The sequence below is a fragment of the Paenibacillus nanchangensis genome, from assembly GCF_046543445.1.
Lineage (GTDB): Bacteria > Bacillota > Bacilli > Paenibacillales > Paenibacillaceae > Paenibacillus_AQ > Paenibacillus_AQ nanchangensis.
Map to the genome: position 1 here is coordinate 16,664 of NZ_JBHOFD010000001.1, position 24,878 is coordinate 41,541.

Annotated in this window: 21 protein-coding genes; 1 reads left to right on the forward strand and 20 read right to left on the reverse strand. The window is 52.1% G+C overall.

Annotation, left to right across the window (positions count from 1 at the left end; translation table 11 throughout):
* Positions 1 to 44: 44 nt before the first annotated feature.
* The 18 genes from hflX to ACE6ED_RS00170 form a co-directional block, all read right to left on the reverse strand.
* Positions 45 to 1,373 (reverse strand): GTPase HflX, encoded by a 1,329-nt coding sequence (gene hflX / locus ACE6ED_RS00085; RefSeq protein ID WP_410824914.1) that lies wholly within the window; start codon positions 1,371 to 1,373, stop codon positions 45 to 47.
* Positions 1,374 to 1,437: 64 nt separating this feature from the next.
* Positions 1,438 to 2,403: an AAA family ATPase gene (locus tag ACE6ED_RS00090; protein WP_410825177.1), complete on the reverse strand. Its 966-nt coding sequence runs from the start codon at positions 2,401 to 2,403 to the stop codon at positions 1,438 to 1,440.
* Between the two features lie 78 nt (positions 2,404 to 2,481).
* Positions 2,482 to 3,147, reverse strand: a complete 666-nt coding sequence (locus ACE6ED_RS00095; RefSeq protein WP_410824915.1) for a YdcF family protein — start codon at positions 3,145 to 3,147, stop codon at positions 2,482 to 2,484.
* Entirely contained in the window at positions 3,147 to 3,704 is a 558-nt protein-coding gene (locus ACE6ED_RS00100) for a DUF402 domain-containing protein (RefSeq protein ID WP_410824916.1), read from the reverse strand. Before ACE6ED_RS00100 ends, ACE6ED_RS00095 begins: the two co-directional genes overlap by 1 nt.
* A gap of 268 nt (positions 3,705 to 3,972) precedes the next feature.
* On the reverse strand, positions 3,973 to 6,687 hold the full coding sequence (locus ACE6ED_RS00105) for a transglycosylase domain-containing protein (RefSeq protein ID WP_410824917.1): 2,715 nt from the start codon (positions 6,685 to 6,687) through the stop codon (positions 3,973 to 3,975).
* A 176-nt stretch (positions 6,688 to 6,863) separates the two neighbouring features.
* Positions 6,864 to 7,103, reverse strand: coding sequence for an RNA chaperone Hfq (gene hfq / locus ACE6ED_RS00110; RefSeq protein WP_410824918.1), 240 nt, complete (start codon positions 7,101 to 7,103; stop codon positions 6,864 to 6,866).
* 30 nt (positions 7,104 to 7,133) lie between these two features.
* The gene (gene miaA, locus ACE6ED_RS00115) at positions 7,134 to 8,099 is read right to left on the reverse strand and encodes a tRNA (adenosine(37)-N6)-dimethylallyltransferase MiaA (protein ID WP_410824919.1); all 966 of its coding nucleotides are present in this window, start codon (positions 8,097 to 8,099) and stop codon (positions 7,134 to 7,136) included.
* Complete coding sequence (locus ACE6ED_RS00120; RefSeq protein ID WP_410824920.1) at positions 8,089 to 8,868, reverse strand: class I SAM-dependent methyltransferase; 780 nt, start codon at positions 8,866 to 8,868, stop codon at positions 8,089 to 8,091. Before ACE6ED_RS00120 ends, miaA begins: the two co-directional genes overlap by 11 nt.
* 70 nt (positions 8,869 to 8,938) lie before the next feature.
* A complete protein-coding gene (gene mutL, locus ACE6ED_RS00125) occupies positions 8,939 to 11,173 on the reverse strand; it encodes a DNA mismatch repair endonuclease MutL (protein ID WP_410824921.1) in 2,235 nt (744 codons plus the stop codon).
* A gap of 258 nt (positions 11,174 to 11,431) precedes the next feature.
* Complete coding sequence (gene mutS, locus ACE6ED_RS00130) at positions 11,432 to 14,212, reverse strand: DNA mismatch repair protein MutS (protein WP_410824922.1); 2,781 nt, start codon at positions 14,210 to 14,212, stop codon at positions 11,432 to 11,434.
* Between the two features lie 484 nt (positions 14,213 to 14,696).
* A complete protein-coding gene (locus tag ACE6ED_RS00135; protein ID WP_410824923.1) occupies positions 14,697 to 15,302 on the reverse strand; it encodes a hypothetical protein in 606 nt (201 codons plus the stop codon).
* A gap of 33 nt (positions 15,303 to 15,335) precedes the next feature.
* On the reverse strand, positions 15,336 to 15,989 hold the full coding sequence (locus ACE6ED_RS00140; RefSeq protein WP_410824924.1) for a DUF4368 domain-containing protein: 654 nt from the start codon (positions 15,987 to 15,989) through the stop codon (positions 15,336 to 15,338).
* 73 nt (positions 15,990 to 16,062) lie between these two features.
* Positions 16,063 to 16,266, reverse strand: coding sequence for a recombinase family protein (locus tag ACE6ED_RS00145; RefSeq protein WP_410825178.1), 204 nt, complete (start codon positions 16,264 to 16,266; stop codon positions 16,063 to 16,065).
* A gap of 68 nt (positions 16,267 to 16,334) precedes the next feature.
* Positions 16,335 to 16,676, reverse strand: a complete 342-nt coding sequence (locus tag ACE6ED_RS00150; protein WP_410824925.1) for a serine integrase family protein — start codon at positions 16,674 to 16,676, stop codon at positions 16,335 to 16,337.
* 158 nt (positions 16,677 to 16,834) lie between these two features.
* Complete coding sequence (locus ACE6ED_RS00155; protein ID WP_410824926.1) at positions 16,835 to 17,086, reverse strand: hypothetical protein; 252 nt, start codon at positions 17,084 to 17,086, stop codon at positions 16,835 to 16,837.
* Positions 17,083 to 18,105 carry a TIR domain-containing protein gene (locus tag ACE6ED_RS00160; protein WP_410824927.1) on the reverse strand — a complete coding sequence of 341 codons (1,023 nt, stop codon included), beginning with the start codon at positions 18,103 to 18,105 and terminating at the stop codon, positions 17,083 to 17,085. The genes ACE6ED_RS00155 and ACE6ED_RS00160 overlap by 4 nt, the downstream gene beginning before the upstream one ends.
* A gap of 559 nt (positions 18,106 to 18,664) precedes the next feature.
* Positions 18,665 to 18,973: a DUF6809 family protein gene (locus ACE6ED_RS00165; protein ID WP_410824928.1), complete on the reverse strand. Its 309-nt coding sequence runs from the start codon at positions 18,971 to 18,973 to the stop codon at positions 18,665 to 18,667.
* A 141-nt stretch (positions 18,974 to 19,114) separates the two neighbouring features.
* Complete coding sequence (locus ACE6ED_RS00170) at positions 19,115 to 19,294, reverse strand: hypothetical protein (RefSeq protein ID WP_059054051.1); 180 nt, start codon at positions 19,292 to 19,294, stop codon at positions 19,115 to 19,117.
* A 383-nt stretch (positions 19,295 to 19,677) separates the two neighbouring features.
* On the opposite strand from ACE6ED_RS00170, the gene ACE6ED_RS00175 reads away from it, so the two are divergent.
* A complete protein-coding gene (locus ACE6ED_RS00175; protein ID WP_410824929.1) occupies positions 19,678 to 21,582 on the forward strand; it encodes an AAA family ATPase in 1,905 nt (634 codons plus the stop codon).
* A gap of 345 nt (positions 21,583 to 21,927) precedes the next feature.
* Here ACE6ED_RS00175 and ACE6ED_RS00180 read toward each other — a convergent pair whose 3' ends face one another.
* A complete protein-coding gene (locus ACE6ED_RS00180) occupies positions 21,928 to 23,412 on the reverse strand; it encodes a putative amidoligase domain-containing protein (protein WP_410824930.1) in 1,485 nt (494 codons plus the stop codon).
* Between the two features lie 700 nt (positions 23,413 to 24,112).
* Positions 24,113 to 24,667, reverse strand: coding sequence for an outer spore coat protein CotE (locus tag ACE6ED_RS00185; RefSeq protein ID WP_410824931.1), 555 nt, complete (start codon positions 24,665 to 24,667; stop codon positions 24,113 to 24,115).
* Between the last annotated feature and the right edge of the window lie 211 nt (positions 24,668 to 24,878).

The following is a 24,878-nucleotide window of genomic DNA, read 5'->3' on the forward strand; positions in this document are numbered from 1 at the left end:
CCTCGTTGCTGACTTCTTGCCATGTTACTGATTCCTTGTTTCGGTTACTGATCCCCTGCTTCATTCTGATTCAGCTGATCCGGCGAATTTGGATCGACAAAATCGCGCAGCATGTATTCCCATTTGGCATAATCGTCACGGTTCAGCCGGACATCAAACAGCATATCGTTGCCTTCAAAATTTTGCTCCAGCACTTCCCCCACCCGGTACAAGAGGGAAGACAAATCGCCGCGTTCGGCCGGTATGCGGAACAAAAGCGTATCGCCAACAAGCTGCTCCTGAATCGCATTTTTGATCCGCTCCAAATCCTCCGGACGGAAGGCACTGATCTTTAAGTACCCCTCCCCGGCAGGCAGCATCTCCAATTGTTCCGGCGGACACAAATCGGTTTTGTTGAACAACACGATCTGCGGTTTGCCTCCGGCGCCAAGCTCCTCCAGTATTTTTTGCACAACCTGCATCTGCTCGTCACGCATCTCTGAAGAAGCGTCCACCACATGCAATACAAGATTGGCTTCATTAACCTCCTCCAGCGTTGCACGGAATGCCGCAACGAGATCATGCGGCAGGTTCTGGATAAATCCTACCGTATCAGTCAGCACAACCTCCTTGCCCCCGGGCAGCTCCAGAACACGCGAAGTCGGGTCCAGAGTAGCGAACAGCTGATTCTGAATATAGACATCCGCATCGGTCAGCTGCTTGAGCAAAGTCGATTTGCCCGCGTTGGTATAGCCGACGAGAGCAACCTGAATGGTGCCGCTTTTGCGTCTGCGTTCACGGTGCAGATTGCGTGTCTTGACCACCTCGTCGAGCTGCCGTTTCAGCTCGCTGATCCGGTCGCGGATATGACGGCGGTCGGTCTCCAGTTTGCTTTCCCCCGGGCCCCTGGTGCCAATCCCGCCGCCGAGCCGGGACAAGTTTTTGCCGTGCCCGGACAAACGGGGCAGCAAATAGCTCAGCTGCGCCAGCTCTACCTGGATAATCCCTTCTCTTGTTTTGGCCCGGCCCGCAAAAATATCAAGGATCAGCTGTGTCCGGTCAATTATTTTCAGGTCAAGCGCTTCCTCCAGATTACGAACCTGGGCGCCCGACAGCTCCTGGTCAAAAATGGCGGTGTTCGCTCCCAGCCCGTCCGCCGCCATACGCAGCTCTTCCACTTTGCCTTTGCCGATAAACCATTTGGAATCGGGGGTTTCCCGGTTTTGCCGGATGACATCCAGCACTTCAACATCAGCGGTTTCGGCAAGCAGCACCAGCTCCTGCAGCGAATGCTCGGGATCAACTCCCGTCCGTTTTACCGCATCCGTCACCAGACTGACCAGAATCGCACGGTCCCTGAGCTCGGTTGTTGTATCATAGGTCGTATTGCTCATCGTTTGTTTGCTCCTTCCACCGGCCGCAGCAGATCCCTTCAGTCTCGGCGCTTCACTTCCATGATTATATTCCGAAGTCCTCCGTACGCAGGGTCATCAGCTCCAGCTTGCCCGGATTCCCGTGCTCGTACTGGTTCAGCAGACGGACCGCCTGGCTGCGGATGGACTTCTCGATGGCGTTGCGCACATAACGCGCGTTGCTGAACGCGTACAGACTTTCGTTTTTTTCCTGCAGCAGCCTTTGCTTTAGTTTGAGTATCGCCTGGGGCATCAAAATATAATCCCGCTCCTTGGCCATCAGCTCCGCGATCTGCAGCAGCTGATCCACCGTATAGTCCGGAAATTCCACCTGGATCGGGAACCGGGAAGGCAAACCGGGATTGCTCATCAAAAAATCGTCGATTTCCCCGGAGTACCCCGCCAAAATCAGCACAAACTGATTCCGGTGATCCTCCATCGATTTGACCAGCGTGTCGATCGCTTCCTTGCCGAAGTCCTTTTCTCCCCCGCGCGCGAGACTGTAGGCTTCGTCGATAAAAAGAATGCCCCCTATTGCTTTTTTAACCAGATCACGTGTCTTCTGCGCGGTATGCCCGATATATTCCCCAACGAGATCGGCACGTTCTACCTCAATTAGATGCCCTTTGGTCAACACGCCCATCCGCTGAAACAGCTTGGCGACAATCCGCGCTACCGTCGTCTTGCCAGTTCCCGGATTGCCTTTGAACACCATATGATAGACCTGCCCGCCGCTGGACAGGCCGGCTTCGCTGCGCATTTTTGCCACCTGCAGAAGCGCGTAAATCTCGTAGACCAGCTCTTTGACGGCGTCAAGCCCGACCAGAGCGTCCAGCTCTTTGCCGATTTCCTGAAACAAGCCGGCCCCTCCCTGGGGCTTCTGGGCTGCCGGATCACCGGCTGGAGCCGGCTTGCTGACGGCAGGCGGCTCCTGATTGCGCAAAATGACATTAATTTGCCGGGACGGGCGCCCTTCTTCCCGGCCACCCGCAGCCGCAATGCGTCCGTTCATCATTTCACCTCTTATTTAGGCTGACTGCTCTATTTCAGTCTATTCCTTCCAAAGAGGCGTTATTAGCAGATTCCGGTTTTAAAAGCCAAGCCGGAGCATGAGCTGCTCGGCTTTCCATTTCGTGTAGGCCAGCACTTCACGGCTTTTGTGTTTGGCCATCGACATCACCTTGGATTCCGTCACAGCCAGTTCGGGCTCGGCATAGTCCAAAGTTTCCGCAATTTCCAGCGCCCGCCGTCCATGATAGGTATGCGTAACGATGATGGCCGACGACCAGTTCTCGCGCCGCATGATGTCCTGGCTGAACCGCAGATTCTCCACCGTGCTTGTCGCTTCATTTTCTATCAAAATATCCGTTTCCGGGACGCCCTGTGCCACCAAATACCGCTGCATTCCTTCCGCTTCTGTATATTTGTAGTCCGGACGGTCAAGCCCTCCCGAGACGATCAGCTTGGGTACCTTGCCTTCCTTGTACATCTCCAGCGCGCGATCCAGCCGTTCTTTCAGCCCCGGACTCGGGTTGTCCCCCCACATGGACATGCCAAGCACAATGCCGACATCCGCCTTGCGTACCGGCGGTTCATTTCCCACGCTGTTGATCATGAGCAGACAATAGCCAAGCCAGATGACCAGCAGTGCAGCGCATGCAAGGAAAAGGGCCGACAGCTTGCGCCGCCGGCTCCAGCCTCTCTTGCTGGCTTTGCGGATCAGGTCCGTACCCGTCCGCTCCTCAAACTTCTGCATTACGGCTTCCTCCTGAAATCTCCGTGATGAAACCACTCGCCCCGGTGTTTAAGCGACAGAGAGAAAAAGGGAAAGGTATGGGCATCGATGCTTTTCATAATGCTTCTTGCTGTCGACCAGGCAAGCCGGTAGTCGTTCTCGTCGATATCTCCCCGCTCCAGCGCTTCCTCCAGCTCATCTTCATCAAGCAAAAACACCTCTCCGTTCCACAAGACGACGACATCAAGATACAGATCGTCGAACCAGGGAACCCCTTGGTCGGTTACTCCCTGCGTCTTGCAGGTGTCGATATACCACTGGACAATATTCTGGCGTTCATCGAACATCGCGGTCACGATGAAATGGCTGTCCTTCGGAAAATACTGCAGCCAAGAATAACCTTTGTCCGCAATACGGTAGGTATGCCTTCCGTAGCTCTTCCACAGCGGTTCCTTTAATCCGTAAATTGTATAAAGGGTAATATAGCCGCTGAAATCACGGGTCTCCACATAGCGGCAGGCGAACTGGCGGCGCGTGATCCGGCGCCAGTTGGCACGATCTCCAAATTTACGTTTCATAGGAATGACCTCTTTAGTAATGGTGTATTCAGCTTACCATATTTACCCGCGACACTCAAAAGAATGCGTGAACTGCCTGTTCATACGTTGTTTTTTTCCGGCTGAAGCGTTGCTTTCTATCGAAACAACGGAAAAAAGCGGAACGCCCTGAATGGACGTCCCGCTGTCATAAATCTATGTTCTGTTATACCTGCCAATCCGGCGGGCATAAGCCGAAGCCGGTCACCCGCCAATGCTGGAAGTGTTCGTCCGCAGTAAACAGCCGCAATTACGGCGACTGAACGGTTCCTTCCACAGTTCCGTTTACGTCTTGCGGCGCATTCAGCGCAGGATCAGACTGCCCGGAAACCGGGGCATCCGGCGGAACCGGGGACGGCGCCGAATCGGCCGGCACCTGGTCCGGTGTACTTACTGTTCCTCCACCGCTGCCTTGGCCTTGGCCGTTGCCATTGCCCCGGCCGTTCCCTCTGCCGTTGTTCCCGTTGCCCGGTTCATTGCCGGCATTCCCGTTTCCATTGCCGTTTACGCTGCCATTCCCATTGCCGTTCCCGTTGTTGCCTTCCATCCCTGAGCCTGAATTCGCTCCGCCCCCGCCGTTATCGGGTGACGGCAGTTCCTCCCAGCCGTCTTCGCCGCCGTTACCCGGTGTCTCTTCGCCAAACCCGCCGTCCATCGTAGGCGTCGGAGACGGTTCGGAAACAGTCGGAGAAGGAGAAGGGGAAGGCTCCGGACTTGGCTCCGCATCCTCAATCAGGATACTGACCATATTGGAAGGTCCGCTTTCAGCGCCCTCTTCCGGATAATAAGCCGTTACATAATAATCATACGTCAAGCCCGGCATGGCGCTGATATCCTCGGCCGCCGTCTCCTGCGTATCCAAGATCCGCGTAAACGCGTTCTCTGACGTTTCCTTCCGGTACACCCGGTACTGCGCGCCAGGCGTTGGCGCATCGTTCCAGCTGAGGCTTACCGTCATCGTCGCCGGATCGTAAGAGCCGCTCAAACCTGACACGCCTTCCACAACAAGCGGTTCTTCGCTTGGCGGAGCCGGTATTTCTTCTTTATCCGGTTCGGGAAACGATTTGGCCGGGAAATTCTTGAGCGCTTGCTCCATTACCTTGCCCCAGAAAGCCGCGGCCAGCGGACTGCTGTGCTTCAGCAGGTGCTCCCGGTCGGGATCGTCATATCCCATCCAAACCGCAGCCGTCAGCTCCGGCGTATACCCGACAAACCAGACGTCGCGGTTAGAGCTGACGCCCTTGAATCCGCTTTGCGTCGTCCCCGTTTTGCCGGCAACCGGCCGGTCGATTCTCGCCTTTTTACCGGTACCGCTCTGAACAACGTTCTGCATCATCTGTGTCATTTGATACGCGGTGCTTTCTTTCATGACACGTTTCGGATCCGGGTTCGCTTTAAACCGCACCTCGCCCGAGCTGTCTTCAATCGACTTGATTACATACGCTTGATTCAGCGTCCCCCCGTTGGCAAAGGCGCTGAACGCCTGCGCCATTTCAAAGGTGTTGGTTCCTTTGGACATGCCGCCAAGCGCGATCGACAGGTTTTTGTCCTCGTCCGGAATGCTAAGTCCCAGTTTGCGGGCAAATTCCACTCCGGTGTTCACACCGATTTCGTTCAGCAGCCAAACCGCCGGGATGTTCTCCGATTTGGTTAACGCGCTGGCCATGTCAATTGTGCTGGAATAGCCATGCAGGTTGTTTGGACAATATTTGCCAAAACACTGCTTCTGGTTGCTGATGCGGGAATCCATCGAGAACTTCCCGCTCTCCAGCGCAGGCGCGTAAGCGACGAGCGGTTTGATGGAGGAACCCGGCGAGCGCCGGCTGTCCCGGATGCGGCTGTAGCCTTTTTTCTCGTAATTGCGTCCGCCGAGCATCGCCACAATACTTCCGTTCTCCTGGTTCATGATCACCATCGACCCTTGAACCGGCTTGTCGTCCACACTTTTTTCGAAATTGTCGGCGTCGGCAAACGCGTCCTCCACCGCGGACTGGGCATCCGCATCCATCGTCGTATAAATGTTGTATCCGCCGATGTTGAGATCGTCTTCCGTCAGCCCGTATTTCTCCTCGGCTTCGTCGATCGCATAATCGATAAACGCCTGGTACCGCTGTTTCTTCTCCGGCGGCTTATAGTTGTAATCAACCGCCTTCGCTTCATTCATCTCCTGTTCGGTGATGAGTCCCTGCTCATGCATGACCGAAAGCACGACGCCGCGGCGCTCCTTGGAATTGTTCGGATTGCGCAGCGGATTGTAACGGGAAGGCGCCTGCGGCATCCCCGCCAGCGTCGCGATTTCCCACAGCTTCAGCTGTTTCAGATCGCTTTTGCCAAAATAGCGGATTGAAGCCGCCTTGATGCCGTAAGTCGTTCCGCCGAAATTAATCCGGTTTAGATACATCGTGATGATTTCTTCTTTGGATTTCTGCCGTTCGAGCGCCATGGCGATCGACATTTCCGTCGCCTTGCGGAAGAAGGTTTTGTCCCGGGTTAAAAAAATGTTTTTCGCCAGCTGCTGGGTGATCGTACTGCCGCCTTCCACCAGACTGCGGGCCATAACGTCCTTCACTGCCGCACGCCCGATCGACCACAGGTCAACGCCGCTGTGCTCCCAGAACCGCCGGTCCTCCGTTGCGATAAACGCATCGACCAGCTGCTTGGGCAGCTCTTCATACTCCACCGGTTCGCTTTTCTCCAGCGACAGCTCGGCGATGAGATTGGCGTTCCGGTCGTAGATTTTGGTGGGCGGGTTAATGGTCAGCTTATCCTGGTTCGCCTGGAGCAGCTTCTCCCCGTTGATCATGATAAACAAGTAGCCGCCAAGCGCGCAGAATACCGCAACCGCCACTGTAAAAAACAGCGTCCACAGCACCCGCTTTTTGGTCACCCGTTTTTTCTTCTTTGGCTTCTTGGGCGGTTCCTTCCCCTTGTTCCGGTTCACCCTTGTCATCTCGTTACCTGACATGATGCCCTCCTGACTCCCTTTTAGGAAAATCTCTCTGTAGTGTATGCCTGAATGAAAAGAACAACCTTTGCAGGTTGCTCTCTCACTCTCTATTCAAACGAATGGTTCACAAAAAAGGTTTCATTTCGTTATTCCGTTACCCGTAAAAAACAGGCGATGGCTTGTCCCGCGGGGGCTTATTCGTCGCTTCCGTTCTCCTGCATCAGAGAGACGCTGCGCTGCGGAGTAAACGTGGAGATCGCATGCTTGTACACCATTTGTTGGCGCCCGTCGCTGTCAATCACGATCGTAAAGTTGTCAAACGCTTTGATCGTGCCGCGAATCTGGAAGCCGTTGGTCAAATATACGGTAGCAGGGATATTCTCTTTGCGCAGCTGATTCAGAAATGTATCCTGGATGTTAATGGACTTGTTCATAGCCGTACCCCCAATGGTTCAATTAGATTGTTAAGTATATTCAAGACCTGGAAGAAACTTTCCTGCTATTATATCACGGATTTTCGCAAAATTCTCAGAAAAGTTAGGGTGCCCGCCGACGTCCACCCACCGGATATCCTTCATGTGGCGAAACCAGGACAGCTGCCGCTTGGCGAATCGCCGCGTGTCCCGCTTGAGCAGCGTCACGGCTTCCTCGTAGGTCATCTCGCCTTCCAGATAAGCGGCGATTTCCTTGTAGCCAAGCCCCTGCATGGACACCAGTCCCCGGTGACACCCCCGGCGCAGCAGTTCTTCCACTTCGGCGACCAGGCCGGCCGCCAGCATGTCGTCGATTCGGTCTTCAATACGGTTATATAGCATTTGCCGGTCCATTGTCAAACCGATGAGCAGAAGATCATACGGGGACTGCTTTTCCTGGCTGGCCAGCGATTCGCTGAGGGTCGTCTTCGTCAGGTGCTGGATCTCCAGCGCCCGGATAATCCGCCTGCGGTCATTCGGGTGCAGCCGCCGCGCGCTGTCAGGATCCACCGCGGCTAGCCTGTCGTGCAGCGCCTGGGCGCCATGTGTCTCGGCATACGCTTCCTGTTCTGCACGAAACGCTTCGTCCGCCGGTGCGGCGGAGAACTGGAAGCCATAGCACAGCGATTCGATGTAAAGCCCCGTTCCGCCCACGATAAAAGGCAGCTTTCCCCGGCCGCCGATCTCCTGGATCAGCGCCCCGGCCTGTTCCTGAAACTCGGCCACGGAATACGGTTCTTCCGGCTCATGAATATCGATGAGATGATGCGGAATGCCCCGCATCTCCTCCGGCCGGATTTTCGCGGTGCCGATGTCCATGCCCCGGTACACCTGCATGGAATCGCCGGAGATAATCTCGGCGCCAAAATGCGAGGCGATTTCCAGGCTAAGCGCGGTTTTTCCGATGGCAGTTGGCCCCAGCAGCACCAGCAGCTTCGGCTTGTTGTCAGTCGTCAATTCGGATCACCCCGTACGAAGTTTTCGAGCCGGCCCGCGGAAGCTCGCGGAAGCCCAGACGCTCAAATTCCGGGCTGCCGTGTTTTTCTTTGAGAACGACGCTTTTGCGTGCTGCGCGAACCGCGTCCCGGATGCTGCCCGCCTGGAGTGCGTCCGCGTTCGCAAAGGACCTCAGCGGTGCAATCGCCGACGAGTCGAACAGCGGCTCGCGGAACATGGGGTCAAAATAGATGATATCGATGCTGTTGTCCGCAAGCCCGGCTAAATATTCGGCATGGCCTGACCGCACCACCCGGATACGGCGCAGTGCCTCGTCCACCTCGGGCAATCCGCTCACATAGCTGCGCATCCCCTCATGCAGCAGCGCGTAAAGCGGCAGCGAGCTTTCGAGCGCCGTGACGGCGGAGCGGCCGCCTCCGTAAGTAGCGAAGACGAGCGCGTCTGTGCCAAGTCCGGCCGTACAGTCCAGCACACTGTCCCCCGGCTTCATGTCGGCCGCTTCCAGCATCGGGTCCCGGTCTCCGGCCAAAATCCGCTTGGCGCGGATAAAGCCCATGCTCGGATGAAACGGCAGCGGCGGCATACCGGGCCGGATCAGCCGGACGCCTTCATGCAGTACGACGAGCACTGCGGCGCCGCCGGCGCGGGCGGACAGCTTCGCCACGGAATTGCCGGCCCGTTCTACATATGGACAGCCTGTCCGGCCGGCAAGGTTCCGCGCGCGCTCGGCCTCTTCAGGAGTCGGCCTGTCGCCAGTTGTAATAATCATAATTCCTCCAAAACTCGAATCTTGGTTCGACGAAGTATAGTATGCGTAATTGCGTAGTTTTTTCCAACCGTCACATCACCCGTTTAAACAACTTCTCCAGATCGTATGCGGAAAACGAAATCAAAATCGGGCGTCCATGCGGACAGGTATACGGCTGTTTGCAGGCGGCAAGCCGGCTCAGCAGCTTGTCGACCTCCTGCTCCGTCAGCTTCTGGTTTGCTTTGATCGAAGCTTTGCAGGAGCATAAAATCGAGGATTTTTCCCGCAGTTTGGCGAGATCGATCTGCCGTTCGCTGAGCACCCATTCGGCCATTTCCTCGATGATCTCTTTTTCGTCCCCCTTCGGGAACCAATAAGGATGCGAGCGCACCAGGAACGTCTGGCCGCCAAAATGCTCCAAATAAACGCCCGCCTGCTCAAACCAGTGCAGACGCTCCGTCAGCTGGCGGCTCTCCGAGGGCGTAAATTCCAGCGTAATCGGCAGCAGCAGCTCCTGCGAGACATCCGCCGGCTTGCCGAATTTCTCATAGTAATATTCGTAATTGATCCGTTCATGCGCGGCATGCTGGTCGATCAAATACAGGCCTTCATCATTCTGCGCAATAATGTAAGTGCCGTGATGCTGGCCGATGTAATTCAGCTCGGGAAAAGCGGGCAGCGACGGCTCCGCGCCTTCAGGCGGCGCCCACAGCCGTTCGCCGAGGCCCGGAGGCAGCGCTCGGGCCGGCGCATCCGGGCTGCGGTACGGCGCTGCGGATTCGCGCACGCCGTTCTCGCGGTAGCCGCCGGGCCGCTGGGCCGGAGCGCTGCTTCCGGCGCTGCCCCGCGCCCCGGCTGTGTCCTGCCCGCTGCCGGACGGCAGCGGTGCGGAGCCGGTAAATGCGGCGGCGGCTGCGCTCCAGCCTGCTTGCGCAGCCGCCTGGGGCACTTCCGGCGCCCGGCTGCCCGGCAGATCGCTGTCCTGCACGTGCGCGCCTGGCTGTCCGCTGCCGGATGACTCAGCTGCCGCTGGCTGGCTGTTTGACGGCTGCCCGGCTGGAATCTGCCGACTGTCCGGCAGCTGGCCTGCCGATGTCCGGCCTGCGGATGTCTGACCGGCTGGCAGCTGGCCGGCCGGCCGCTGCGCACCCGGGAACTGCTCGCCCGGAAACTGCTGGCCGGATGCCTCCCTGTACGGGCCGGCTTGTCCTCCGCTAACTCCGGCGGCTTGTCCCGCTTCGTCCGGCTGCGGACTTTTTGGAAAAGCAAACTGCTCCTGAATAAACGATCCGGCTTCCTTGCCGGCGATATACGCTTTGCCCGGCCGCGGAATCAGTGTCTCTCCCATCAGCGCACGGCGGATTTCACGCTCCACCAGCGCATACAGCTCGGGTTCCTTGCTGAAGCGCACCTCCATTTTGGACGGATGCACGTTCACATCGACCAGCGAAGGGTGCATCTGCAGGTTCAGCACAATCAGCGGGTAGCGGTTGATCGGCAGCAGTGTATGGTAAGCGCGCAAAATCGCCTGATTCAGCCCGTGGCTGCGGATATGCCGCCCGCTTACAATAGTAGTCACTGCGTTCCGGTTGGAGCGCGTCCACTCGGGACGGCTGATATAGCCGTCAATCCGGTAATCGGGATCTTCCGCAGAGACCGCCAGCATCGCTTTGGCCGCAGACGTGCCATAAACAGCGGCAATCACCTGCAGCAGGTCGCCGTTGCCCAGCGTACGCAGCAGCGGATTCCCGTTATGCTGCAGGGTGATGGCGATATCCGGATGAGCAAGCGCCGTACGGTACATGACGTCGGAGATGTGGCCCAGCTCGGTCTGGATGCTTTTCATATATTTCAGTCTCGCCGGAGTGTTGTAAAAAATTTCACCAACCGTTAAATCCGTTCCCTTCGGCGCAGGCGCATCCTCATTCTGAATCAGCCGCCCCCCTTCAATAATGAGACGGCGGCCTTTGCCATCATCACTGCAGGCGGTCAGCAGCGTCACTTTGGACACCGCCGCGATACTCGGCAGCGCTTCGCCGCGGAAACCGAGGCTGGTGATTTGGAACAAGTCCCGGCCGCTGGTGATTTTGCTGGTGGCATGGCGGTAAAAAGCGGTCTCGCAATCCTCCGGCTCAATCCCTGAGCCGTTGTCCTTGACGCGGATGCTCTGCAAGCCGCCTTCCTCAATGATCACCTCGATGCGGGTTGCACCCGCGTCAATGGCGTTCTCCACCAGCTCTTTGACTACGGAAGCGGGACGTTCCACCACCTCGCCCGCCGCGATCTGGTTCGCGATGTGCTCGTCCAAAACGTGGATTTTAGCCACGCGTCTCCCCCCTTGATTTGTTGCGCCATTTTAAAACCTGTGATATGCGGTAAACGTTACTTGCGAGGTAAAACGGATTAGTTCCGCCAACTTGCTTTAGCAGGAATACGGTTAAATTTTCGCTTAATTGCTTTAGCATAATTGCGGATTACTTCCAAGGTTATTTACAGATTGCTTCCCGTCTGTTTTCTGCAAAATGTTGGGTTGCTTGGGTTGCTTGGGTTGCTTGGGTTGCTTGGGTTCCTTGGATTTACAGGTTTACAGCCGGGCAGCTTTTTGTTTCAGGTCGTTCAGCAGCTGCATCGCCTGCAAAGGCGTCATGTTCATTAAGTCGGCGTCCCGCACCAGGGCGACAAGCTCGTCCGTCTGCCGCTGGGCTTTGGTCGGCTGAGCCGGTATCTTCGCCGGCTCCTCGTCGCCGAACATCGACAGCTGCACCACTTCTTCCCGCCGGTTCATTGCCGGTTCAGTCTCGGCCGCTGCCGCTGTTTCCGTCAAGACAGCTTGTGCCGATCGGACAGCAGGGTGCGGCTCCGGCTCGGAGAAGGCTGTTTCAGCCGATGCCGGGACTTGGGGTTTACCAGCCGGTACAACCGAATCCTGACCGTCCCGCCCAGCAGGCTGAACACCCTGACCTCCTCCAGGAATGGATGCCTGTTCAATGCTCTGGAGCAGGCCGTAGGCGCGCTCAATAATGCCCTCCGGCAGTCCGGCAAGCCTTGCGCAATAAATGCCATAGCTGCTGTCCGCCGCACCGGGAACCAGCTTGCGCAGAAAATGCACCGTATCCCCGCTCTCCTGCACCGCCATCGAGCAGTTGCTGAGGCCCCGCAGACTGCCCTCCAGATGTGCCAGCTCGTGAAAATGCGTCGAGACAAGCGCTTTACAGCCGATATGGTCATGCACATATTCGATCACCGCCTGAGCGATCGCCATCCCTTCGGAGGTCGAAGTGCCCCGTCCCAGCTCGTCGATAATGATCAGGCTGCGCGGTGTCGCTTTTTCCGTCATTACCTGGATGTCCGCCATTTCCACCATAAACGTACTTTGCCCGCCAATCAGGTCGTCCGCCGCCCCAATCCGGGTAAAAATCCGGTCGATCAGCGGCACCACCGCCTTGTCCGCCGGAACAAAACAACCGATCTGCGCCATAATGCAAATTAAGGCAACCTGGCGCATATAGGTGCTTTTGCCCGCCATATTGGGTCCGGTGATCAGCAAAATACTGCCGTCCTGCTCGCTAAGATTCGTGCCGTTTGCAATAAACGCAGCATCCTTCAGCACAGCCTCCACCACGGGATGCCGGCCGGCTTCAATTTTCAGATCGTAGCCGTCAGACAGCTCGGGCTTGACGAACCGCTGCTCAGCGCTGACAGCGGCCAGACTCTGGTAGACGTCAATCTCCGCCACCTTCTCCGCCAGACCCTGCAGGCGCGGGATTTCCTCGTTCAGCCGGTCCCGCAGCTCCGCAAACAGGCTGTATTCCAGATCGGTCATTTTATCCTGCGCTTCCAGAATGAGTGCTTCCTTCTCCTTCAGTTCAGGCGTAACAAAACGCTCCGCATTCGCCAGCGTCTGCTTCCGCTCATACCGCCCTTCCGGCAGTGAAGCCAAATTCGAGCGGGTTACCTCTATATAATAGCCGAAGACTTTGTTAAACCCGATCTTCAGCGATTTGATGCCGGTCACCTGGCGCTCCTTCGCTTCCAGCTCGGCAATCCACTGCTTGCCGCTGCTGCTCGCTTCCCGCAGCTCGTCCAGCCGCTCATGATATCCGGGACGTATGAGACCGCCGTCCCGCACCGATACCGGCGGTTCATCGACGATTGCCGCGGCAATCTGCTCTTTCAGATCCGCGCAGATGTCCATCGCTTCGCCCAGTTCACTTAAGGTCCGGGAGCCTGAAGCGAGACAGTGCTCTTTTAATGCGGGGATCTGCTCAAGCGAACGTTTCAGTGCGTTTAGGTCCCGGCCGTTTGCGCTGCCAAAAGCGATCCGGCCCACGAGCCGCTCCAAATCATAGATGTCGCGCAGCGCCAGCCGCAAATCCTCGCGGACAATAAACTGGCCGTACAGCCGTTCGACCGCTTCCAGCCGCCGCTCAATGGCGGAACGCTGCAGCAGCGGCTTGTCGATCCGCCGCCGGAGCAGCCGCGCGCCCATCGACGTTTCGGTCCGGTCGAGCAGCCAGAGGAGCGAGCCTTTTTTGGACCGTTCGCGGACCGTTTCGGTCAACTCCAGATTCCGCCGTGTAAACGGGTCGAGAATCATAAAATTGCCCGGCTCGTACGGCGAAATCTGGCTCAGCTGGCCCAAGGAACGTTTTTGCGTCTCCTGCAGATACGAGAGCAGCAGCGCCAGACACTGCCCGCGCTCCCGCTCCAGTCTCGCCCAGGCTGCTTCGCCGAACTGGCGCCGGACCAGCTCTTCGTCGCGCCGGTCCCAAGGCGTCAGCACCACCGGCTTCGCGGTGGCGGAAGCTTCGGCCTGCAGCTGTGCAAGCAGCGCCTCATCGCCGATGATCTCGGCCGGCTCATAGATGCCCGCCTCGTCGCGGAGCCAATCGGTCCCCGACGGCACCGACGTTACGTACAGCTCGCCGGTCGTCAAATCGCACGCCGCCAGCGCCGTCATGCCGTCCGCTTCGGTGACGCAGACGAGATAATTGTTATTTTTGTCGGCGATATTGCGGCCTTCCATCACAGTGCCTGGCGTAATCACCCGGACGATGTCCCGCCGGACCATACCTTTGGTGGTGGCCGGATCGTCGAGCTGTTCGCAGATGGCGACTTTGTAGCCTTTTTCAATCAGACGCTGAATATAGCCCTCCGCCGAGTGGTAAGGAACCCCGCACATCGGGATGCGTTCCTCGCCCCCGCCTTCACGTCCCGTGAGCGTAATCTCCAGTTCCTTGGATGCCAGCAGGGCGTCGTCAAAAAACATCTCATAAAAATCTCCCAGCCGGAAAAAAAGAAAGGCATCTTTCGCCTTTTCCTTCACAGTCAAATATTGTTCAATCATCGGCGTGTATTTAGCCATGGTTAACCTCCATGCGAGTTCATCCTTTCATTATAACAGAAACTTGGCTTTGCGGGAGACCGGGCACCCTGGAAGGCGGGGGCTGAACAAGAGTTAGAAAAGACTTGGCGTTCCTCTAATGGAAGAATCCGAAATGGGAGAATTAAAATCCGAAATAAGAGAAATCGAATCAGTATTAAGAGGAATTAAATCAGTTTTAAGAGAGGAACTATACTTGAATTAAAAGAAATCAAATTAGAATTACGAGAAATTAAATCTGAATTAAGAGAAATTAAACAGCTCTATGATGTGGAAAAAACAGGGGGATGTGGTCGTTAGTCCAAAGGAGTAATCTATTTTTAACGGGGTAATAACCTCTGTTGTTTACGAAATAAGGCAGAGAACATGTCCTTCTATTTCATCCTTACTCTTAATCTTCTATATAGCTGGAAAATCAAAAGAAAGTACTTAATAAACAATCTCGTATATACTATTCTTCATTGTTTCAACTACTTCTGTTTCTAGCTCTCCTTAGATAAGTTGCTACTTCTATTACTAAATCCGATAATAGGTTAGATATAATGTATGGAAAGGTGATAACTTGAAGCATCAAAGTAATAAATTCTCGCGGGCCAATATTATACTCCTTTAATTCATTAATAGAAGGTATTATCTGAGAAAAATCTTCAGTGGAGTATGCATACCAAATAAATCCAAATGTAAGACAGACTACAATAACATTATTGATTTTCAAAGATATTTTAAGCCTATCAAAAAAGCCTTCTAGCCTCCGGAAACTATAAACAAATACAACCGAAATAATTGGAATTGAAAGAAATATGAATTTACCATCCCCAACATTCAAGAGGAAGTCTGAAAAATATTCAAACAGAAAGACCCAAATAAATGTCGAAATGAATAATGGGCCGAAAAACAACCAAATAGAAATAAGAAGGAAATTTCCTGCGAAATTTCTAGCGACAACATAAAAAGAGTAAAGAAGTCCACAAAAAAATATAATTGCCCCAGCAAAATTATTAATCATTGCAACAGCTAATCCCAATAAAAAAAGTGAAATCACAATACTCTGTGGCGATCTAAGTATTCTCATAACTACCCTCATTTTTATATGTTAATAGAATCTTTACGAAATTAGACCGACGAATCGGTAATAAATATCAATGCGCTGTACACGCTTGCTGTCAACCTTCTCAGCATCATACACAACAACCTTATCAATCAGTTCATTCAATATTGCTTTCATTAATTCCTTCATATCCGTATACTCTCGCATCAGTTCTAAAAATCGAGTCGTATTCTCTCGCTTGCTCTGTGCTTTTTGAAGCTGCTCCTCCAGCAGCTTGAGCCTCTCCTTCAATTGCCCTCGTTCTACTGTAAAATCTCGTGACAACGCCACACATTGCTCGTCTGTGATTTTTCCTAAAGCATTGTCCTCATACAGCTTCCGTTGAATCGTTTGCAGCTCACTTCCCCACCTAACCAGCTTATCCCGCTCTTTAATTGCTGTTCCCCACTGCTTCTTCTGCTGGCTCTGACTCATGATCGCCACCATCTCCACAAAGGCGCTTTCCTGCTCCCTAGCAATCCAAGCATGACGCTGAATATCCGCCAAAACAATCTGGTAAATATCCACGTAGCTAATGTAATGAAAGCTGCAATAGGCTATGCCGCGCGTTCTCGACTGGTTGCATGCAAAGCTACCACGTCCTTCTTTACGGCCAACCGTTTTACTGCTGCCGCCACGAGCAAAGGATACCCTTGTCCGCAAGTCGAGCATTTCAGGAATCTCACAAAAATCTGGTACTCGCCTTCCTTCGTTGGACGCTTCTTTATGCGAATAACCTTTTTTGCTAGACCAAAGGTTTCTTCATCAGCGGCTCATGCGTATGCGGAACCTCAATCCATTCCTCCTCTGGCACAGTGACGGTTACTTTTCGCTTAAAAGAAGGCTTTGTCGTCTTATGGCTCACAATATGTCCTAGTTGCACCTTGTTCTGGAGAATAACCTTGACCGTTGTTGTGCCCCAATCATAAGGATACTTCGTATTAACCACCTTCAAATAACGCTGATGCTATTCGGAAAGGTAAGCGCGTGGCGTTAAAATACAGTCTGTCTTAACAGTCAGCCGATTTTGTAAGGACTGTGACCTTCCACTGCTAATCGAAAAATGCGTTGCACAATGTGAGCCGTGTTTTCATCTGGAATCAGCTTATGCTTGTTCTGCTCATCCTTCCGATAGCCATAGGGAGCAAAAGCACCTGTATAGTCGCCGTTTAAAACCCGCTGGCGGTAGCCGCTCTTAACCTTTCGACTCGTATCGCGAACAAACCATACATTGAACAGATTGCGCAGCTCCATGAAGTCGTCTTCACCTTTGGCGGTGTCATTGTTCTCACTGAACTTTTTTATCAGTGGGCTGAGCTTGCTAAGCTCAATCGGGATGCTTCTGCGTGGAAAGATCACTGTTGAAGCTTTTTTAGAGTGGTTATAAATGAATATGTAGCAAATATGAACAATATTGATTAGGCTGTTCCTTGCAAAATTATTGTGTTCTAACTAATGTCATTCTAAAGCATAAAAGGCTCCCAAATATGTGGGAGCCTTCAGTAAACATTTTTACTCTAAACAAACGACGGCTTTCTTGTATCAACGTTTCCTGTAAGAACTTTTACGTATTCTTTATCTACACCTTCAACTGAGGGACCAACGTAGATAACGCCAACTCCACCGTTTTTAGTAGCCAATAACACTTTTGATGCTTGATCAACATGATCTTTGCCCTGAGTGTCAATAATTATTGATTGAGATAGCAACTTTGACATTTTATAATCCGGAGTGACTCCATGTCGACGGTTACGTCTGCTATGCTTCATACAGAATCCCCTCCTATTAGAAGATTAATCGTTCGTAAAAGCTCATTATTATTTGTAACGATAGCACTCAACTGAGCATCATCAAGTGTATATCTGCCTGAAAAATGAATGGATAGAACATGCTCTTTACCTAAAGGATAGCATAAAATATATACCTGTTCAACTTCAATTCGATTATAAAAAGACCACTTTGAATTCAAATATGCATCTAAAACATATATAGGTTGTTTCCCCGACTCTGTTCGTTCTTGGTTTTCACTAAAAGCAAAAAAACGTCCTCTTCCAACATTGCCTCCAACTTGTCCAATTCCATCGTTTCCTTGTATCTTCCAAAGTGCCGCACCTGTAACAATACATTCCGTTGGTGGAATTATAGACGTTCTGATTGCCTCACTCAGGGAATTATAACGCTCTTTTTCATCAGGAATTGTAGCATTTTTGTTGTATGTCCAAAAGAAGTGTAAAATTCGTCGTTTACGTTCATTTTCCACTTCCAGTTTCTTCAATTCAATGCGAGGGTCTAAATAATAGCCTTCACGCTGAATTCTCTTTATCAGAAATTGACAAGCCACTGAAACTGCAGACTCGTAATTCTCATCAGTACGCACCTCATATTTGAGTAACGTCAAACCTTGAAGATCAGTCAGAATATGAAAATCACTAACCTTCTCTTCGTTTATGAGATCATCGCGTTCTTTTACTTGTTGAGGGACAATGGCAAACACACGTTGTCGTCGCAATCTTCCCCAAAATAAACCCATTTCAAATATTGTATTGTCTCGGGTGATGAAAACATACTTCCCCCGATGGAATGCAACATCATCTGGAGCAAAAACGAATACCCCAAAATCATTATTGTCTAATTGTTTTTCCAGGGACTCCATCGTATATTCATTTCCTTGAAAAGCACCACTATACCACGGAGTCACCTGAGCATGGTAACTCATTTGTGAATGAATAGCATTCGCTAAATCCATCGCTTCTCGTGAAGATCCTATAAAAACATTTGGCTTTGTCACATCCCACAACTCCCCCAAAAAAATAACAGTCAATGTTTCAAATTATACCATAATCACCTTGAGTTCAGTTGCTATATTAACAGTCGATATGATCATTTGATTGAAGTATGTAATAGATAGGGGTATCAGGGGCGTACCCCTGGGAGACCAAATTCAGTGCTTACTACAACACAAGACAGTTGTCACGTGTCGCTTGAACATCTACCAACCGAGAAAAAGAAAAGCGAACGAGCGGCATCTTGCCTTCCACGTTATCCCATTTGTGATCTAATGACTAAAGGCTACTGCTACATTCGCTTCCCCTATTCAACACATAGTTAACATTTCAATCAAATCCTGGACATCATCATTTCTCTGGCAATCGCCTGAGCATATAACTTGTCTTGAAAATGAAGTGTAAGCTGTTCCTCTAATTTATTTTGCTGCTTTAGATACTCTCTACTGTACTCCTTAGCAAATTGCTTCACATCGCCTTGAATGACTCAGCGAATGAGGGTTCATTTTCCTTCTTCCGTTTTAAACGGGAACGTGCAGCGAGATGCATATGTCGGTACCATCATCATAATGGCATGCTCGAATTTGCATCTGGAATCATCTCCTCCCGATTGCTCATGACCTCAATAAGCAGGTTCGCTCCAAGCCTGAAACCGTGGAGAAAGGCAGCTTCCACATGCATACTACTTGCGCTATCGCACAGGTCAAAATATTCCTCAAGTTCACGAAATACTTCCTCACCTAATCGTTCACGCCATTGCACCGTCTGAGCTGACACTTGTTGGCTTACAGAGCGGTATTCCGGCTGAGACGGAACAATGATCTCGTCGGGTTTAATTTGTCCGTGATACAGGGCTTCCAAAATGGTTTTCATGTTCATCCTCCCATTTATTATCATCGCATCGCTTGAATGAGACTCCTGCACATGGTAGGATATTTATGCAGTCTGCTTATTAAAGCGGTTGCGGGATAGGAAGTAGCGGTGTTCTTCGTCGGACTCACGCTGCTTCCTTCTTTATTTTTGGAGCTCGTCATACACCTTTTCAATCCCTTTGCGAATAACATCGGAACGGGTCGTTTGGAGCTTTTCGGTGCAAGCATCCAGCTTGCTCAAAATTTCCTGATCAGCACGTACTCGAATCAATTCACTTTTGGGATTATCAGACGGTGGACGCCCCATCTTTTTGGACGACATTGCTTCACCCCGCTTTTTGTGTCCACAATAAGTATATTAATGTAGCAACAAAAAATCAACGTAAATAACCTGCCGATAAATATTTTTCTTTCGGCAGGTTATTTTATTATAGAGGATGAATGTCTTGTGTTGAAGCAGCACTGAATTAGGGTATCTAAATTCACTTGTCAGGCCCCCACTAAGACCCATTTCCCAACTTGTACAATAGAATAGATATCTTCAGACTCAAATAACACAAGACTTTAGTTGCTTTCTCGCGTCACATTTAAAATTCACCTAAGATAAAGCCTATAAATTTAGTTCATTCCACTCATGATATTGGAGGAATTTGGTTTTTATTGACGAAAATATAATCTAACCATAAAATTTGGAGGGGATTATGAGTGCAGTTATATAAATTGAAAATTGAAGGATATCGAAGACACATGGATTCTGAAGTATTGTTTTCTGATGCTACTTTTCTCATCGGTGAGAATAATGTAGGCAAAAGTTCTATACTTTCAGCACTTAACCTCTTATTAAATGATGTCAAGAAACTTTCAGATGAAGAGTTCTACTCCTACATGGATGGAGACATAATGAGACGTGGAGCCAATAAGGTGATTTTGACTGCTGAATTCAGAAGGGTTCCTGAGGAAGCTAAACAATGGAAGGGTTTCAAAGGGAGAGTACTAAAATGTATTAATGATGATGGAGATGCTGAACTAAGAGTAATTTATAGAAAAACTTTTACACCAGGCTCGGATTGCATTGTAGAACTTCGTCAGCAAATAAAGACGGTAAAGACACAATTTTCAGAATGCAGTACTATTAATCAATACATAGAGGCTGGTCTTGACTTTACTTCTGTAGAAACGAAAACTTCAAAGATTGATCGTGATAAAAAGTTAACCAAAGTAGAAAAAGCAATTATTGAGGAAGTTGATGAATTGTATGATTATGATGAAGAGGCAGAGGAATGGTTTAAGAACCCAGGTGGAATCCCGGCAAATGTTTTAAGTAGGCTACCGAAATTTTTATTGATTCCCGCCCAAGACAAAACTGAAGAATTATCAGGTACTTCAGGTACATTAGCTTCTACTTTAGTTGAGTTATTTAATGATGTGAGAGACTCTTCAGAGAATTATAAGCAAGCCCAACAATATTTAAATCAGCTTGCTGAGGAACTTGATCCAGCAAACGCTCAAAGTGAATTCGGGCAAATGATGACCGAACTAAATTTAGTTATGAAGGATGTTTTTCCAAACACTGGATTAAAGGCAGTTACAAGTCTTTCAGACGCAGACAAAGTTATTAAGCCACAGTTTACAATTTCAATGTTCAGTAATATCACTACTTCAGTAAATTTACAAGGTACTGGAATAATTCGTTCGGCTGTTTTTGCATTACTCCGATATAGAAATCTACGTAATAATAGGAAGTTAATTGGGCAAGAACAGAGACCTCTAATAATTGGTTTTGAGGAACCTGAAATATACTTACATCCAAATGCTGCAAAGCAGATGAGAGATACTATTTACGATTTAGCCGGGACTAACAATAATCAAATCGTATGCACAACCCACTCCCCATATATGATTGATTTGAGTAAAAAGCCTCTGCAAGTGTTGAACTGTCTATCAAGAATGGATGACGAGTATGTAATTGATGAGCGTCAAATTAAAGTTGAAAAATTATGTTGTAGTGCATTTAATACCAGTGAAGAGTTCTTAAAACTCCAAGGCGATGATAAGACTTATGTAAAAATGTTATTGAAACTAGATGACCATATATCCAGAGTCTTTTTTTCAAAGTATGTATTAATAGTTGAGGGAGATACTGAAGATCTTGTTCTTAGAGAAACTATAAATAGGCTTCCTGAAATAGTAAGAAAAGATATAGAAAGCAATTGGCAAATCGTTAAAGCAAGGGGAAAAGCAACAATAATTGCTTTAGTCAAATATTTGAGGTCTATGGGAATAAACCCCATTGTCATTCATGATAAAGATGAAGGTAATGAACGTGCAGAAGTGTTTAACGCTCCAATTTTGGAAGCTGTGGGTGACGAGAATAGAAGGATAATGCTAACAAACTGCATAGAGGATGTCCTGGGATATAAAGCTTCTGCTAATGAAAAACCGTATAGGTCTTTCAAGTATATAAATACTAACTGGACTAGCGGATGGGACTCTGTCTCTCCTTTGTGGAAGTTAATAGTAACTGATATATTTAGAAGTTCGTTTAATTTAGATATAGAATATCAAGAAGCAGAGAATGCCAAGGCGGCCGCATCAATATCAGAAGTTTAAAATACTCCATTAATTAATTTCATACAATGAATATGCCACCTTCGGATTTAAAAATAAAGGTGGCATTTTATGCCGATTTATTGCTGATTCCCATGTTTTTAAATTCACCTCGTAAAAAACAAACCACCGGGTGCGTAGACACAGAGGATGGATTTGCTGGATTGTTAGGGGGAGATTTTTGGTGGTTTATTGTGAATTTCTCATATATTGAAATTATCATTAATTAGCATCGGGCTGTTGTCGGGCCGTTTGCTTAGATGATTTTTGTCATGTCCGTAATAAAATACAATCCCCTAACCTATACGTAAAAAAACCGGCACCCGGCCGGTTTGCATCGGAGCGTATTCAGTTCACGAGTCCCCAGGCAGTGCGGATATCCCGTGTTTCATCCCAGGTCCGTCCCGCCTCGATGTGGGCGAACAGCGGGTCAATGTACCGGGCCAAAGGCGCATACCCGTCCAGCGCCCGCAGCTGCGCGGCGAGCGCTGGAAACGCCGCGCGCAGCGGTTCCCGGCCGCCGCCGTAAAAGGCGGCGTGAACGGGTTCGTCGTCGAGCGGCCGGTGCGTCAGCTCTTCATACCGGCTCACGATCAAGTGAGCCAGGGCAACCGCTCCGCGGGCGACGGCCGGAGATACCAGGAAGCTCGGCAGGGTCCGGTACTCGAAGCCGCCGTGCGGCTGGAGCCGGAAATCGCCGAGCGAGCCGTAGCGGGGACGGCGCGCCCTGGCGCGCTCGTCCTCGAGCAGGGCCACGGGCAGCGCGAGATAGTTGTCGAGCGCGCGCAGCAGCGGCGCCGTCAGCGTCACGCCGCTGAAGTGCAGATGGCCGCCGAGCGACCAGCCCCGCAGCGGCATGCCCCCCGACCGCCAGCTCAGCGAGCGGTCGGATACCCCGTTGTCCGCCGCACGCAGGGCGGACATCAGCTGCGCCAGCAGCGCGCGCGGCTCCGCACGCGGCGGCGGGCGCAGCTCGGCCACCGGGAACAGCCCGCGTGTTCCCGGCGGGCCGCCGTCGCACCCGGCGATTCCATCCGCCGGGAAAAACCGCGATGCCGGCACCACCCGCTGCGCTTCGGCATCAAACAGCACGAACTCCGGGTCCATGCCCATCAGGAGACCCGGCCGTCCCGGCAGCTCCGAGCGGCGCTGCTCCCGCAGCATCCGTTCGGCGGTCCGGCAGGGCTCCGGCAGCTCCCCGGATGCGTCCCGGCGGATGGGGCGGACACCGGTCACGGCGAACTGGCGGTCGCCAAGCGACGTGAGTGTCACCTCACCCGCCTCCAGGCCAAGCGTGTACAGCGTCTTCACCGCAAGGCGTTCCAGCCGCCGGAAAATACGGGACTCAGGCGTCCGGCTCGATCTTAGGCGGGGGAGTGCGTCCGGAAGATATGCACCTGCTCCCCCACCGGTGCCAGCTTCTGCATCCTCAACCTCCGCTCTGCGGCCAGCACGCTCACCGGCCCGGCTGAGGGTCATACGGCTGGGGATCTGCGTCCCGGCGGAATCTGCCCACACTTCATCCCACTCCGCCGAAATATCAGGCGCCACCAGCCCCGTTTCGGCCGCGGCAAAAGGCCTCCTGACCGCTCGCATCCCTTTCCCCGCCCCTTGTTCCGCCAAGGAAAACGCCGATAACCCAAAAACGCACACATTATACGCCTGACGCTCCGGTCGCATGTTCGGCACGCGGACTTTCGTCTGGCTGTACTTACCGCGGACAGCACCGTCCCGCTTACCGCCGGTCAAGTCCGCCTCCAGTCCGCTTCGGATCAAGCGCCGTTCCCGCTCCTCCTCGGATAGCTTGTCGTAAACCGCCAACTCCGTTTCCATCCGAACTCCCCTATCTACATCCGCGTCAGCTTTCTGCGGTCGGAGGGCATCTTTGGCACATGGGCTGAAGGAGATCCCTTTCTGGCCCCCTTACCCGACCATCAGTCTGAAGTGTACCTTTTGCCCATTTTGCTCTTCAACCCGTAGACACTCCCTTAACAGCAGCCCATGGACACTCTCTGCCCGGCGGCCTGTATACTCCTTTTGATCGGCGCCCTATGGGCACACCCGCCCGTTCCAATCTCCATCCCCTGCTCAGCAGCCTACAGACACTCCGTCACCTGCCGCCCGTAGAATCTTATACCCAGCACTCCTGCTTATCCCTGCTCAGGCCCCATGATCGTCCCCTTCTTGCCGCCTGCAGAATCTCCACTCCGGAACCCAGCGGCCCTCTCCTGCTCAGCAGCCTACGGACACTCCTGTGCCCGCAGCCAGTACTCATCCCGCGCCAGCGGACCAGCCTCCCGCAAACATAAAAAATAACCCCAAATCCCCATCCGGACACAGCAAAAGCTTCGCCTGCGTTCAGGATGAATCGAAATGGGGGCCGATCCGCGGGGCCGAAGGAATGCGCCTCCTTGGCGGCGCTGCGGCCGCGCTGCAAAATAAATCGGAGCCCTCCGGGCATCCGCCCGCTTCGCCGCCGTGCCGGCGTCATAATATAGACTATGGCACAGCGGCAACCGGCGGCGCCGCTTCCTTACAGGTCATCGTCCAGCGCGTCGGGATCGAGATCTTCATAATCGAAGCTCTCTCCTTCGTAATCATAGTCCTTGTCTTCGTAATCGTCGGCCTGATCGCTGACATACACGCGGACCTTGGTTTCGGCCACCAGCTCCGCTTCAAATTCACGTTCCACCCGGATCGTAACACCGCCTCCGCCGGATGAGATGCCGGCTTCCACACAATTGGGCTCCTGTGTCGCCTCCGCAGAAACCTCGACCGTGGATGCCCGGTGTCTCGGGTCCAGATAGGACAGCGGAACAAGCTCGACATAGGAGACCGTCTCTTTGGCAACCTCGGTCTGCTTGTTCTTGTCGTACGAGTACCAGATGTTAATATCGTAAGTACCGATCACTTCGATTCCGTTTCCGGCGGCAACCGCTTCGTACTGGTGGTTGATGATCCATGCCCCCAATATACTTGTCGGATGATGTGGCGGAGTCACGGTATGCGTGACGGTGGAGAACTTACGACCTTTACCGCAGATCGCTTTTGTAATGATCTCCCTTGTCTGACGCTTAGCTAATGACATGCTTTGAACCTCCTCCATACAATCATTCACTTAAGTGTATGCAGGACATGGGCGAATGTTGATACCACGTTGTGAAGGAATTGGGCGAAAAAAAATACATGCCAAAATCCCCTTGTGCCGGGAACCGTTTTCCCCGTGGAATGGGTTGTTTCCCAAGAGCCTTTTTGGCGGTTTTTCAATGGGTTGTTCCGCATAAGCCTTTAGGCGGTTT